Origin of the sequence: Streptomyces sp. NBC_01803 (genome assembly GCF_035917415.1) — a bacterium.
Classification (GTDB): domain Bacteria; phylum Actinomycetota; class Actinomycetes; order Streptomycetales; family Streptomycetaceae; genus Streptomyces.
The window spans coordinates 2,220,397-2,233,701 of record NZ_CP109073.1; the positions used below are offsets into that span (position 1 = coordinate 2,220,397).

A 13,305-nucleotide genomic window follows, 5' to 3' on the forward strand; every position below is an offset into this window, starting at 1 on the left:
CTGCTCGGGTCAGTGCTGGTAGCCGTAGACGCCGCGCGTCTGGTCGCGGACAAGCCGGCCGCGTTCCAGTTCGATCACGCGCTTGCGCATCTGGTCCACGATCTGCGAGTCGTGGGTCGCCATGACCACGGTCGTGCCGGTGCGGTTGATGCGGTCGAGCAGCTTCATGATCCCGACGGAGGTCTGCGGGTCGAGGTTGCCGGTGGGCTCGTCGGCGATCAGCAGCAGCGGGCGGTTGACGAACGCGCGGGCGATCGCGACACGCTGCTGCTCACCACCGGACAGCTCGCCCGGCATCCGCTCCTCCTTGCCGCCGAGGCCGACGAGGTCGAGCACTTCGGGGACCGTCTTGCGGATCTGGCCGCGGGGTTTGCCGATGACCTCCAGGGCGAACGCGACGTTCTCCGCCACGGTCTTGTTGGGCAGCAGCCGGAAGTCCTGGAAGACGGTGCCGAGCTGGCGGCGCACCTGCGGGACTTTCCAGTTGGACAGTCGGCCGAGGTCCTTGCCGAGCACGTACACGTTGCCGGTCGAGGCGCGTTCTTCCCGCAGTATCAGCCGCAGGAAGGTGGACTTGCCGGAGCCGGACGAGCCGACGAGGAAGACGAACTCACCTCGTTCGACCTCCAGGGAGACGTCGTACAGGGCCGGCGCGCTCTGCCGGGGGTACGTCTTGGAGACATTGTCGAATCGGATCACGGTTACACCATGTCGGGGCTGGGTACGGGGGGTAACACCCTCTGCGGGAGGGTGGCTCCCCCTCGCTGGGGCAGACCCTACGCGAAGCGGCGCCCAGCGCGCAGTCAGCGTCCCAGGTCGTCCCCTTTGTCCGCCTCTGGCTTCGGGTTCTGCGATTCCCACCGGAGCCTGGCACAGTAGAGAGCGAGGGGACACGAGAGGAGACGGTCGCATGATCGCCGACTGGCTGGTGTGCGCGAACTGCGCGGGGCGGGTGAGCGAGGGCCGATGCGCCGCGTGCCGGGCCGAGCTGGCCCGGCTGCGCGAGGCGCGCGGCCCCTGGGCCGCTCTCGGCAGTCCCGCGACGCTGATCGCCCTGCTGGTGACGCTGGCCGCCGTCGCGCTGCTGGTGGCCCGGCCCGCCTGAGGTCAGGCCACGGAAAACCTACGACGGGCCCGGAGCGAAGGTGTCGCTCCGGGCCCGTCGCACTGTGCTTACGGGTGTTCCCCTCGCCGTCAGGCGGGGGTGGCGCCCTTGGTGACCAGACGGGGCAGGTAACGGAAGCCCACGCCGCCCGCGATCATGGTCGCGGCGCCGATGATCAGCAGGGCCTCGTTGGTCGAGGAACCGGTCTCGGCCAGCTCACCCTGGTCCCCGGAGGGGCTGGGGGTGGTCTCGGTGAGGTCCTCGGTGGGGCTTTCCTGCTCGATGGGGTTGCCCTGGCCCTCGGTGTTGGGCTGGGGACCACCGGTGGTGGAGCCGCCCTCGTTCACACCGCCGGGGCCGCCGACGTCGCCGCCACCGGCCTCTTCGCCACCGCCGGCTTCCTCACCACCGCCGGCCTCTTCGCCACCGCCGGCTTCCTCACCGCCACCGGCTTCCTCGCCACCGCCGGCCTCTTCACCGCCACCGGCTTCCTCGCCACCGCCGGCCTCTTCACCGCCACCGGCTTCCTCGCCACCGCCGGCCTCTTCACCGCCACCGGCTTCCTCGCCACCGCCGGCCTCTTCACCGCCACCGGCTTCCTCACCACCGCCGGCCTCTTCACCGCCACCGGCTTCCTCGCCGCCACCGATGCTGACGCCGCCGCTGATGCTCACACCTCCGCTGAGGAGGCCGCTCACGCCGCCGGGCTCATCTGCTGCGTCGCTCGTGTCAGCCTTCGAGCTCGGGCTCGCCGTCGCCGTGCCGACCACGGCGAACGAAGCGCCCGCCGCGAAAACGGCGGCCGCTGCGACTCGCGCCATGTTGGCCCGCGTCTTGGGACTGGCCATGTATCCACTACCCCCTGTAGCTGTTCATCTGGTGACAGTGTCCCGTCTGTGGGGCAGCCTCACGCAAGGGCCGCGGCGGTGCAGGGGGCTCCGCGTCAGTGTCGACTCGCCCCTCGCGCAACACGCACCCCAGAACTCAGGCATGCCAGGCGAACAGCTTTCCCGTTGATCGCACACACGTCAAGCAGGATGTCCGGTAAATGCCCTGCGGGGGGTGGAAGTTGCGTGAAGGTTACTTCTCCCGCTGTTTCCGCCAGCGGATTCCCGCTTCCAGGAAGTCGTCGATATCGCCGTCCAAAACGGCCTGCGGGTTTCCGACTTCGTGTTCCGTACGGAGATCCTTGACCATCTGGTACGGCTGCAGGACGTAACTGCGCATCTGGTTGCCCCAGGAGTTCCCGCCCTCGCTCTTCAGGGCGTCCATCTTGGCCTGCTCCTGCGCCCGTTGGTGAGCCAGCAGGCGGGACTGGAGGACGCGCATGGCGGCGGCGCGGTTCTGGATCTGGGACTTCTCGTTCTGGCAGGAGACGACGATGCCGGTCGGGAGGTGGGTGATCCGGACCGCCGAGTCCGTCGTGTTCACCGACTGGCCACCGGGACCGGAGGAGCGGAAGACGTCCACCCGGATCTCGTTCTCCGGCACCTCGATGTGGTCGGTCTGCTCCACCACCGGCAGCACCTCGACCCCGGCGAAGGAGGTCTGGCGGCGCCCCTGGTTGTCATAGGGAGAGATGCGGACCATCCGGTGCGTGCCCTGCTCGACGGAGAGCGTGCCGTAGGCGTAGGGCGCCTTGACCGCGAAGGTGGTCGACTTGATGCCGGCCTCCTCGGCGAACGAGGTGTCCAGCACCTCGGTCGGGTATCCCCTGCGCTCGGCCCAGCGCAGATACATCCGCTGGAGCTGCTCGGCGAAGTCCGCCGCGTCCACGCCGCCCGCCTCGGCGCGGATGCTGATCATGGCCTCGCGCTGGTCGTACTCGCCGGACAGGAGCGTGCGGACCTCCAGCTCGGCGACCGACTTGCGCACGGAGTCCAGGTCGGTCTCGGCCTCGCGGCGCGCGTCGGCGTCGCTCTCGGTCTCGGCGAGCTCGAAGAGAATCTCGACGTCCTCGATCCGGCTCCGCAGCTCCTCGATCTTGCGCAGCTGGCCCTGGAGCAGCGAAAGCCTGCTGGTCACCCGCTGGGCGTGCTCCGGGTCGTCCCAGAGGCTGGGCGCCGCGGCCTGGTCCTCCAGCACGGCGATGTCCGCCCTGAGCTGGTCGAGGTCGATCACGGCCTCGATCGACTCCATGGTGGAGGTGAGGGATTTGAGAGCTTCGGATACATCAAGGACTGCCACGCCTCCAGCGTAACCGCTGGAGCTCAGCGGACGCCCGGCTCGTCGATTTCCACCACGCCCGGCGCGTGCCCGTCGTCGCTCCCGCCGCCGTCCCCGCCACCGGACAGCAGCAGCCAGCCGGCCACCGCGCCCGCTCCCACCAGCCCGGCCGCCGTGATCGCCAGCCGCCGTCTGCGGCGGGCGGCGGCGTGGTGCTTGGCGGAGCCCGCCCGGGGCTGGCCGGGGGCACGCACCACCCGGGCTGTGCCATGGGCGCCGCCCGCCAGCTCGTCCGCGTCGGGGACACGCATCCGGGTGTGCGTCGCCCGCTCGGAGTCGGGCGCCGAGCCGCGTACCAGCGGGACGGCGGTGCGGGAGCCGGCCGGACCGCGCCCGGCCGTCCCGGCGTGGACGGCGGCGGTGGGGGTCGCCTCAACGGGCGGCTCGTCGGCCGCAGCGGCCAGCGGGTCACCGATGTCCAGGGGCGGCAGGCCGGCCAGCGCGGGCTGGAGCTCGCGCAGCCGGGAGGCGAGCTCAACCGCGCGCAGCCGGGAGGCGGGGGCCTTGGCCAGACACTGCTGGATCACCTCCCACAGCTCCCGCGGCAGGCCGGGCAGCTCGGCGGCGGTCTCGGTGACCTGTCGGCGCAGGACGGCTCCCGGGTGTCCGCCGCCAAAGGGCGTGAACCCGGCCAGCAGCTCGTACAGCACGGTGACCAGCGCGTAGATGTCCACGGCGGCGCGCGGCGGCAGTCCCTCGACGATCTCGGGGGCGATGTAGTCGGGGGTGCCGACGACTCCGCCCTTGCCGCTGTGCCGGGGCTCGTCGATGAGCTTGGCCACACCGAAGTCGGTGAGCAGGGCTCTGGGCTCCCGGGCCGTGGTGTCCAGCAGGATGTTCTCCGGCTTCACGTCCCGGTGCACGATGCCCGCGGCGTGCGCGACGGCCAGCCCGGCGGCGACGCCCGCGGTGATCGCGACGGCCTCGTGCGGGGTGAGACGCCGCTCCCGTTCGAGGTGGCGGCGCAGGTCCGGGCCGCGGACGAGGTCCATCACCAGGGCGATGTCACGGCCGTCGGGACCGCCGATGACGAGGTCGCGGACACCGACGATGTTGGGGTGCTCCAGGCCCAGGAGGGTGTGCCGCTCATGGGTGAAGCGCTCGGCGAGCTCGGGGTCCGCGGCGAGGTCCTCGCGCAGGACCTTGATGGCGACGGGGCCGCCCGGCCCCTCCCCGAGCCACACCGTGCCGGCGCTGCCGCGGCCGAGCACACGGTGGGCGGTGTAGTGGCTGCCGATGTTCCGTGCCATGGCGTGAGGCTACGACGCCGGTCCGGCAACGGCAGGACACCATGCCCGTCTTGACCGCTTTTATAGGCATGACCCGAGGAAATTCCCCTCCCGGAAGTCGATAAATCTCCGGCGCTATTCGCTATTCGAGATGCCGTTCTGGATGTCCTCGCCGGTCTGCTGGGCTTCCTCGATCAGGCCGAGCATTTCGCGGACCTCGTCATACCACTCGGTAACGGTGTCCCAGAAACTGCGGCCGTCGGCAATCCAGTCGTGCAGGGGTGTGAAGTTCCACACAAGGAAAACGACGACGGCCAGGATGAACAGGATGAACAGGCAGCCCTTGAGGCAGCCGAGCCCCGGGATGCGCATCGGGTTCGCGCTGCGTGACCGACCGCGCGGCTCGGGGGCGCGGCGCGGCGGCGGCTCCTGGTACGGCGGTGGCACCGGCCGCTGGTACTGCTGCGGCTGCTGGTACTGCTGCGGGTAGGGCTGCGGCTGTGGCTGTGGCTGCTGGTACTGCGGCGGGTAGCCGTATCCCTGCTGATGCGCCTGGGGCGGCGGCTGGCGGCGCTGCGGGCGCCGCTGGGGCGGCTGCCGGGGCGGCGGCTGCTGGGGCTGGCGCTGCGGGGCGCGGTAGAGCGGGTCGCGGGTGGGGTCGGCCGGCTGGACGCGGGTGGCCTCGTTGCGGTCCCTGGCCGCCCGGAGCTGGTCCTCCCACGGGTGCGGACCGTCGGGGGCCGGCGAGCCCGGTGCCGGCGGCATGGTCTGGGTGGCGTCCAGCCCCGGGGCGTTGCCGGGGTCGGCGCCGCCGTGCCGGGGCAGAACGCTGGTCGCCGCGAAGGGGTCGGCGCCCTGACTCGCGGAGCCGCCGGGCAGCACCTGGGTCGGCTCGGCGGAGCCGGGCGGGCTGATACCGGTGCCGGGCACCTTGACCGGCGCGGAGTCGGGGACGAGGAGCGCGGAGACGCCGAGCGCGGCCTGGCGCTGCTCGTGGCTCGTCCCCTGGCCGATCCCGGCGGCGACCGTGCGCAGCGCCCGGGCGAGGCCGGCGGCGCTGGGGCGCTCGGCCGGGTTCTTGCGCAGGCAGCACTCGACGACGGTCCACAGCGGTCCGGGCATGCCGTCCGGGCGCCGGGGCTGCTCGGTGATGTGGCGCTGGAGGACCTGGAGGGTGCTGCTGCCGCTGAACGGCGGGTGGCCGGTGACCAGCTCGTAGAGCAGGACCCCGGCGCCGTAGATGTCGACGGCGGAGGTCTGCGGGCGGCCCTCGGCGGATTCGGGGGCGACGTACGAGGGGCTACCGACGAACTCGTGGGCCCGGGTGACGCCCGGCGAGTCGGCCAGCCGGGCGATGCCGAAGTCGGTGAGCATCGGGCGCAGCGGCTCGGCCTCGTTCCCGGCGCCGGCCAGCAGGACGTTGGCCGGCTTGAGGTCCCGGTGCACGACGCCCTTGGCGTGCGCGGCGGCGAGCGCGTCGGCGATCTGGGCGGTGAGCAGGGCGGCGCCGACGGAGCTGAAGGGGCCGTTGTCGTACAGGTAGCGGTGCAGGTCGGGGCCGTCGATCAGGTCCATGACGAGCGCGATCAGCTCGCCCTCGACGACCAGGTCGCGGGTGCGCACGATGTTGTCGTGGTTGTCGCCGGCCAGGCGGAGCAGCACGGAGCGCTCGCGGAGGAAGCGCATGACGACGTCGGGGTCGTGCGCGAGCTCTTCCTTGAGCACCTTGATGGCGACCTGCTCGCCCGGCTGCCCGGCGACGGCCGCCTCGTCGCCCGCGGTCTCCCGCTGGCGCGCCCGCCACACCGTGCCGGTGGCGCCGCGTCCGAGCGGCTCTTCGAGCAGGTACTTACTGCCTACGGGCCGCACGCGCGCTCCCTGATGATCAACTGACCGGTGCCGACGAGAATGAGAGATGCCTACTGTAGTGCCGCCGTCCTGACCGTGAACGGCGGCTGTTTCGGGGTCCGCCGGAGAGGACGCCATGGTGACGGCGCCCGGTTGCCGAACACTCTCAGTCGAATCCGATCAGAATCTGTCAATCAAGATCATGAAGGGCCGGAGGCGGGACCAAGTGTCAGTGGCGGGTGGGAGGATGCTTTCAGCATCAGCATCCGATGCGACGACTTGACGCGGGCGGGCACGCGACAGCCGGGGCCGGCGGGCGAGGTGACCGGGAGGGCCGATGCCGATTCAGATCAGGTTGACCGTGCTCGGTCACGGCGATGCCGCCGGTGGCGTCGACGTGCAGATCACCGCGCCCGCCGACACCCCCCTCTCGGATGTGCTGGGCGCGCTCGCCGGGGTGGTGACGCCGGGCTCGGCCGCGCCGGGCGCCGTGTTCTGCGAGGAGCAGCACCTCGACCCGCGCCGTGCCGCGCTCGGGCAGCCGCCGCTGGTGGACGGCGCGGTGCTGTCCTTCCACGGGCCGGTGGAGGGGCCGGGCCGGGAGCCGGTGCCGGCCAGGCTGCTCGTGGTGGCCGGGCCCGACGCCGGCGGGGTCCACCTGCTGCGCGGCGGCGTCGCCCGGATAGGGCGGTCGGCCGGGGCCGACATTCCGCTGGACGACCCCGATGTCTCCCGCACGCACTGCGCGGTCGCCCTCGGCGAGGACGGCACCGTGACGGTCACCGACCTCGACTCGACGAACGGCACCTCGGTGGACGGCGTGCCGGTCACCGGCGGGCCGGTGACCGTGCGGCCCGGCGCCGTGCTGCGGCTGGGCGAGTCCGCGTTGCGGCTCGTCGCGGACGGCGCGGCGGCTGGCCCGCCGCCACCGGCTCAGCCGGCGCCCGTGCCCGCCGCCGCGCCCCGGGCGGGCCGCCGCGGGCTGACCGGCTGGGCGTTGGGCAGGCTCGCCGGCCCGGCCGACGCGCGCGAGGAGCCCGGCCCACCGGCCGCCGCCCCGGCGGAGGACGCGGCGGCGGCGCGCTGGCCCGATCCGGCGACCGTGCTGCTCACCGCGCTGGAGCCCGGACCCCGCCGCTGGGAGCGGGGCGCCGCGCACCCGGAGGCGTTCACCGTCCGGCTGGGCACGGCGCAGCGGGCCTCGGGCGCGCTGCGGCCGGTCACCGTCGGCCTGCCGGAGGCGGGCTCGCTCGGCCTGACCGGGCCGCGTGAGCGGGTCACCGGGGTCGCCCGGTCCGTCCTCGCCCAGCTCGCCGCCCTGCATCCGCCGAGCGCGCTGGAGCTGGTCGTGGTCGCCGTGGACCGGACCGAGGAGTGGTCCTGGCTGGGCTGGCTGCCGCATGTGCGCCCGGCCCGCGGCCAGGACTGCCGGCTGCTGCTCGCCTTCGACCCCCGGCAGGCGGCGGCCAGGACCGCGGAGCTGACCGCGTCGCTCGGGCGTCCGCGCGGCGCGCGGCGCACGGTGGTGCTGGTCGACGGCGATCCGGGCACGCAGGAGGCGCGCTCGGCGCTGGCGCGGCTGGCGGCCGACGGCCCGGCCGCCGGTATCCATCTGCTCGCCCTGGCCGAGACACCGCCGGCCACGGCCGCCTCGCCGCTCGCCCAGACGCTCGGCGCGGCCCGCGCCACCTCGCCGGTGCTGGCCGCCTGCGGGACGGTCGGCGTGCTCAGCGGCCCGGTGGCCACCGCGCTGCGGCTGGTCGGCCCGGACGGCGCGCCGGGGCCCGCGGCCGGGGCGGACGCCGTGTCCCTCCCCTGGGCCGAGCGGCTGGCGCGGGCCCTGGCCCCGGCGGCCGAGAGCACCACGGGCGGCGCCGCCGGCCCGGCCGACGCGATGGGGCCGCCCGCCGCCGCGCCGCCCGAGAGCTGTCGGCTGCTGGATGCCCTGGAGCTGTCCCGGGTCACGCCGGGGGCGCTGCGCGCCCGGTGGGCCGGGCAGCCCGGGCTGCCGCTGGTGCTGGGCGCCGGGACCGAGGGACCGGTGGCCGTGGAGCTGGCGGACGCCTCCGGCCCGCTGGCGGTGACCGGGCCCGCGAAGTCGGGACGGACGGAGCTGCTGAGCGCGATGGCGGCCTCGCTCGCCGCCGCCCAGGGCCCGGCGAGCCTGTCGCTGCTGCTGATCGAGGGCGCGGGCGACGGGCTCGCGCCCTGCGCCGAGCTGCCGCACGTCGCCTCCTATCTGGGGGCGACGGACCCGGTGCGGATGCGGGTCTTCGCGCAGGCGCTGCGCGACGAGCTGAGGCGGCGGGCCGCGCTGCTCGGCGAGACCGACTTCGACGCCGGCCGACCGCGCGCCGCGGCCCGGGTGGGCGCCCCCCGCTCCGGCGGAAGCAAGGCCCGGAGCGACGCCCCGACCGGGGCCGACGTGCCGGGCATGCTCGCCGCGGGCAGCGGGCCGATGCCGTGGCTGGTGATCCTCGTGGACGACTTCGACGCCCTGCTGTCGCCCGCGCTCGGCGCGCCGGGCCGGCAGGCCGCCGGGTCGGTCGTCCGCGCGGTCGAGGCCGCCGCCCGCGACGGACGGCGGCTCGGCGTGCGGGTGGTCACCGCCGGGCAGGACCCGGCGATGACCGGCTCCGCGGCGATCCGGATCGCCCTGGCCGGAGCGCCCCCGGGCCGGGCCGAGCTGTGGCGCGGCGCCGACCGGGTCATCCCGTTCCAGGGCGGCCGGGTCACCGGACGCATCCCGCGCACCGCGACGCTGCGTCCCACCGTCGCCCGGCTGGACTGGGCCCGGGCGGGCGATCCGCCCACCCGCCGCCCGGTGCGCGAGCTGGGGAACGGGCCGACGGACGTCGCCCTGCTGGCCAGCGCGGCGGCGCGGGCGGCCCAGACGGACCGGGCGACCACGGTCACGCTGGTGTGAGCGGGAATGTGAGCATTCGCAACTGTTTCCTTCCGCACTTCTCCAGAACAGGCGCATGGGCGACCGATAACAGCCCGATCACAAACGCAACGTGATGCTGACAGCGGTCTTGCCGCTTCCATGAACGGGGCGTAGTCATGCCGTGGAGGACATGCGGCGTGGCAAGCCCCCAGAATCCGTGGGGCGTTGCCGCTTCAGACGGATGAGGGCGGTGCTCATGCGCGGTTCGGGCCGGGAGTCCCGGCGGAGGACCACCCGCGTGGCGGCGGCGGTGATCGCCGCCGGCGCGCTGACGCTGACCGCGTGCGGCGGCGGTGACGACGGGGCCCGGAGCGGTCCACCGCCCTCGATCGATCTGCCGGACCTCAGCGGGAAGTCGCTGGAGGTCGCCGCCGTGTGGACCGGCGCCGAGCGGGACAACTTCCTGCGGGTGCTGGACGAGTTCGAGGCGCTGACCGGCGCGTCGGTGAGCTTCGTGCCCAGCGGCGACAACGTCTCGCAGTTCGTCGGCAGCAAGGTCGAGGGCGGCTCGCCGCCGGACGTCGTGATGGTGCCCCAGCCGGGCGTGCTCCACGAGTTCGCCGAGAACGGCTGGCTGGCGCCCGTCGACGAGTCGGTCCAGCGACAGCTCGACGCCAACTACTCGCGGGGCTGGCAGGACCTCGCCCAGCACGAGGGCACCCAGTACGGCGTCTATGTGAAGGCCGCCAACAAGTCGCTGATCTGGTACAGCACCGCGGCGTTCGAGTACGCCGGGGTCGACGCCCCCGGCACCTGGGACGACTTCGTCTCCACCGCCTGGACGGTGTGGGAGTCCGGCACCACCCCGGTCTCCGTGGCGGGCGCCGACGGCTGGACCCTCACCGACTGGTTCGAGAACGTCTATCTGTCGCAGGCCGGGCCCGAGATGTACGACCGGCTGGCCGCCCACGAGATCCCCTGGACCGACCAGAGCGTCACCGACGCGCTGACCACCCTCGCCGAGCTGTTCGGCTCGCCGCAACTGCTGGAGAACGGCAACAGCGGCTCCCTCCAGACGGACTTCCCGACCTCCGTCACCCAGACGTTCATCGACCTGGAGACCCCGGCCGCGGGCATGGTCTTCGAGGCCGACTTCGTCGGCTCGGTCATCAGCGACAGCACCGACGCCGTGATCGGCGAGGACGCCCAGGTCTTCCCGTTCCCCACGGTGGGCGACGAGCCGCCCGTGGTCAGCGCCGGTGACGTCGCCGTGGCGGTCGCCCCGGACGGCGAGGCGAGCGATACGCAGCAGGCCCTGCTCGCCTATCTGGCCTCCACCGACGCCGCGCGGATCTGGGCCGAGGCGGGCGGCTTCGTGTCGCCCAACAAGTCCCTGGAGTTCGACGCCTACCCCAACGAGGTGCAGCGCGGCATCGCCGAGGCGCTGATCGCGGCCGGCGACGACTTCCGGTTCGACATGTCGGACCAGACCCCCGCCGCCTTCGGCGGGACGACCGGCCAGGGCATGTGGCAGGGCCTGCAGAACTTCCTGCGCGACCCCGACGACATCGCCGGGGCCCAGGCGTACCTGGAGTCCCAGGCGACCCGCGCGTACGGCGACTGATCCAAGCGACGACGGACGGAGATCGGAACTCTCATGGCATCCGGCAAGGCGGTGATCAAGTCCCGTCCCTGGACGGTCGCGTGCTTCCTGCTGCCCGCCCTGGTGCTGCTCGGGGCCCTGGTCGTCTATCCCATCGGGTACTCGGTGTGGCGCAGCCTGTTCGACGCGTCGGGCAAGGACTTCGTCGGCCTGGACAACTTCCGGGAGATGTTCAGCGACGACTCGATCAGGACCGCGCTGCGCAACAACCTGATCTGGATCGTCGTCGCCCCGGCCCTGACCACCGCGCTCGGCCTGATCTTCGCGGTCCTGACCGAACGGATGCGCTGGGCCACGGCCTTCAAGCTCATCGTCTTCATGCCGATGGCGGTCTCCATGCTGGCGGCGGGCATCATCTTCCGGCTGGTGTACGAGCAGGACCCGGACCGGGGCGTGGCCAACGCGCTGGCGACGACCGTGCACGACACCTTCTCCGCCGGCTCCTCCTGGCCGGACGCCCAGCCGCGCCCCGGTGGCCCGGTCGAGGTGGGGGACGACGGCTCCTACCTGCTCACCGCGCCCGTCGAGGCCGGCTCGCCCGCGCTGGTGCCGCTGGTCGCCGTCCCGCAGCCGGAGCTGGCCGACGCCGAGCCCGCCGCGGTCGCCGCGGCCGAGCCCGGCGAGGTCTCCGGCACGGTCTGGATGGACTTCACGCGCGGCGGGGGCGGCACGCGGAACGCGGTGGACCCCGAGGAACGCGGCCTGGCCGGGATCACCGTCGAGGCGGTGCGGGACGGCGAGGTGGTGGCCGAGACCGAGACCGCCGGCGACGGCACGTTCACCCTGCCCGCCGAGGCCGACGGCGCCCGGGTGCGGCTGGCGGCCGACAGCTTCACCGCCCCCTACAACGGCGTCGAGTGGCTCGGCCCGGACCTCATCACCCCCGCGATCATCGGCAGTTACGTGTGGATGTGGGCCGGCTTCGCGATGGTGCTGATCGCCGCCGGCCTCGCCTCGGTCCCCCGGGAGACCCTGGAGGCGGCCCGCGTCGACGGCGCGAACGAGTGGCAGGTCTTCCGTCGCGTCACCGTCCCGATGCTGGCCCCCGTGCTCGCCGTCGTCCTCGTGACGCTGATGATCAACGTGCTCAAGATCTTCGACCTCATCTATGTCATCCCGCCCGCCTCCAGCCAGGCCGACGCGAACGTGCTGGCCCTCCAGCTCTACCAGTCGTCCTTCGGCGCCGGAGCCGACCAGGGCGTGGGCAGCGCGATCGCGGTGTTCCTGCTGCTGCTCGTGGTGCCCGTGATGATCTTCAACGTGCGCAGGCTGCGACGGGAGAACCGCCGGTGACCGCTCCCACCACAATCGCCCCCCAGCCGGACCCGGCGGACGCTCCGCCGCCGCCCGCCGCCGGACCGCCCCCGCGCCCGGTCGTGTCCCGGCTCGCCTCCCTCGCGGCGGGCGGCGCGGTGCGTGTGCTCCTCGTGGTGCTCGCCGTGGTGTGGCTGCTGCCCACCGCCGGGCTCTTCGCCTCCTCCTTCCGGGACGCGCGCGACATCGCGTCGTCCGGCTGGTGGGACGTGCTGACCGACATGGACCAGCTCACCTGGTCGAATTACGACAGTCTGCTCGCCAACGACAACTTCACCGGCTCCATATGGACCACGGTGGCGATCACCGTCCCGTCCACCCTGCTGGTCGTCGTCCTGGGCTCGCTGGCCGCCTACGCCTTCGCCTGGCTGGACTTCCCCGGCCGCGACGGGTGGTTCCTGCTGGTCGTGGCACTGCTGGTGGTCCCGGTGCAGGTGGCTCTGATCCCGGTCGCACGGCTGTTCAACACCCTGGGCATCTTCGAGACAACGCTCGGCGTGGTCCTCTTCCACTCCGCGTTCGGCCTGCCGTTCGCCATCTTCCTGCTGCGCAACTTCTTCGCCGAGATCCCCCGCGAGCTGCTGGAGGCGGCCCGGCTCGACGGCGCGGGCGAGATCCGCCTGTTCCTGCGCGTGGTACTGCCGCTGGGCGGCCCTGCCATCGCCGCGCTGGCCATCTTCCAGTTCATGTGGGTGTGGAACGACATGCTGATCGCGCTGATCTTCGCCGACAACGGTTCGCCGCCGATGACGATCGCCCTCCAGCAGGAGATGCGCCAGTTCGGCAGCAACTTCGACGTCCTGGCGCCGGGCGCGTTCCTGACGATGGTCATTCCGCTGGCGATCTTCTTCGCCTTCCAGCGGCAGTTCGTCTCGGGCGTGATGGCGGGCGCGGTGAAGTAGTCGGGGCACCGCACGCGAGCCGCGCCCGAGAGGGGCCGCGCCCGAGAGGGGCCGCGTCCGAGGGGGGCTGCGTCCGATTGAACGAATGGCCCCCGCGACACCCCACGCATGCGCGGAAAGACATCCATGAA

Annotated in this window: 10 protein-coding genes; 5 read left to right on the forward strand and 5 right to left on the reverse strand. The window is 73.1% G+C overall.

Going from position 1 to position 13,305, the window contains the following annotated elements:
* Positions 1-9: 9 nt before the first annotated feature.
* Complete coding sequence (gene ftsE, locus OIE51_RS09580; protein ID WP_326596931.1) at positions 10-699, reverse strand: cell division ATP-binding protein FtsE; 690 nt, start codon at positions 697-699, stop codon at positions 10-12.
* A 211-nt stretch (positions 700-910) separates the two neighbouring features.
* On the opposite strand from ftsE, the gene OIE51_RS09585 reads away from it, so the two are divergent.
* Complete coding sequence (locus OIE51_RS09585; RefSeq protein ID WP_326596932.1) at positions 911-1,105, forward strand: hypothetical protein; 195 nt, start codon at positions 911-913, stop codon at positions 1,103-1,105.
* 89 nt (positions 1,106-1,194) lie between these two features.
* On the opposite strand, the gene OIE51_RS09590 is transcribed toward OIE51_RS09585, so the two are convergent.
* From OIE51_RS09590 to OIE51_RS09605, 4 genes are all read right to left on the reverse strand, one after another.
* Entirely contained in the window at positions 1,195-1,803 is a 609-nt protein-coding gene (locus OIE51_RS09590; RefSeq protein ID WP_326596934.1) for an LPXTG cell wall anchor domain-containing protein, read from the reverse strand.
* A gap of 382 nt (positions 1,804-2,185) precedes the next feature.
* The gene (prfB, locus tag OIE51_RS09595; RefSeq protein ID WP_326596936.1) at positions 2,186-3,292 is read right to left on the reverse strand and encodes a peptide chain release factor 2; all 1,107 of its coding nucleotides are present in this window, start codon (positions 3,290-3,292) and stop codon (positions 2,186-2,188) included.
* 23 nt (positions 3,293-3,315) lie between these two features.
* Entirely contained in the window at positions 3,316-4,581 is a 1,266-nt protein-coding gene (locus OIE51_RS09600) for a serine/threonine-protein kinase (protein WP_326596938.1), read from the reverse strand.
* Positions 4,582-4,695: 114 nt separating this feature from the next.
* Positions 4,696-6,429, reverse strand: coding sequence for a serine/threonine-protein kinase (locus OIE51_RS09605; RefSeq protein WP_326596940.1), 1,734 nt, complete (start codon positions 6,427-6,429; stop codon positions 4,696-4,698).
* Positions 6,430-6,751: 322 nt separating this feature from the next.
* Here OIE51_RS09605 and OIE51_RS09610 point away from each other — a divergent pair, with 322 nt between their 5' ends.
* The 4 genes from OIE51_RS09610 (at position 6,752) to OIE51_RS09625 (ending at position 13,174) form a co-directional block, all read left to right on the forward strand.
* A complete protein-coding gene (locus OIE51_RS09610; protein ID WP_326600582.1) occupies positions 6,752-9,334 on the forward strand; it encodes an FHA domain-containing protein in 2,583 nt (860 codons plus the stop codon).
* A 217-nt stretch (positions 9,335-9,551) separates the two neighbouring features.
* Positions 9,552-10,919: an ABC transporter substrate-binding protein gene (locus OIE51_RS09615; RefSeq protein ID WP_326596942.1), complete on the forward strand. Its 1,368-nt coding sequence runs from the start codon at positions 9,552-9,554 to the stop codon at positions 10,917-10,919.
* 33 nt (positions 10,920-10,952) lie between these two features.
* The gene (locus tag OIE51_RS09620) at positions 10,953-12,251 is read left to right on the forward strand and encodes a carbohydrate ABC transporter permease (RefSeq protein WP_326596943.1); all 1,299 of its coding nucleotides are present in this window, start codon (positions 10,953-10,955) and stop codon (positions 12,249-12,251) included.
* Positions 12,248-13,174, forward strand: coding sequence for a carbohydrate ABC transporter permease (locus OIE51_RS09625; protein WP_442811893.1), 927 nt, complete (start codon positions 12,248-12,250; stop codon positions 13,172-13,174). The genes OIE51_RS09620 and OIE51_RS09625 overlap by 4 nt, the downstream gene beginning before the upstream one ends.
* Positions 13,175-13,305: the final 131 nt, after the last annotated feature.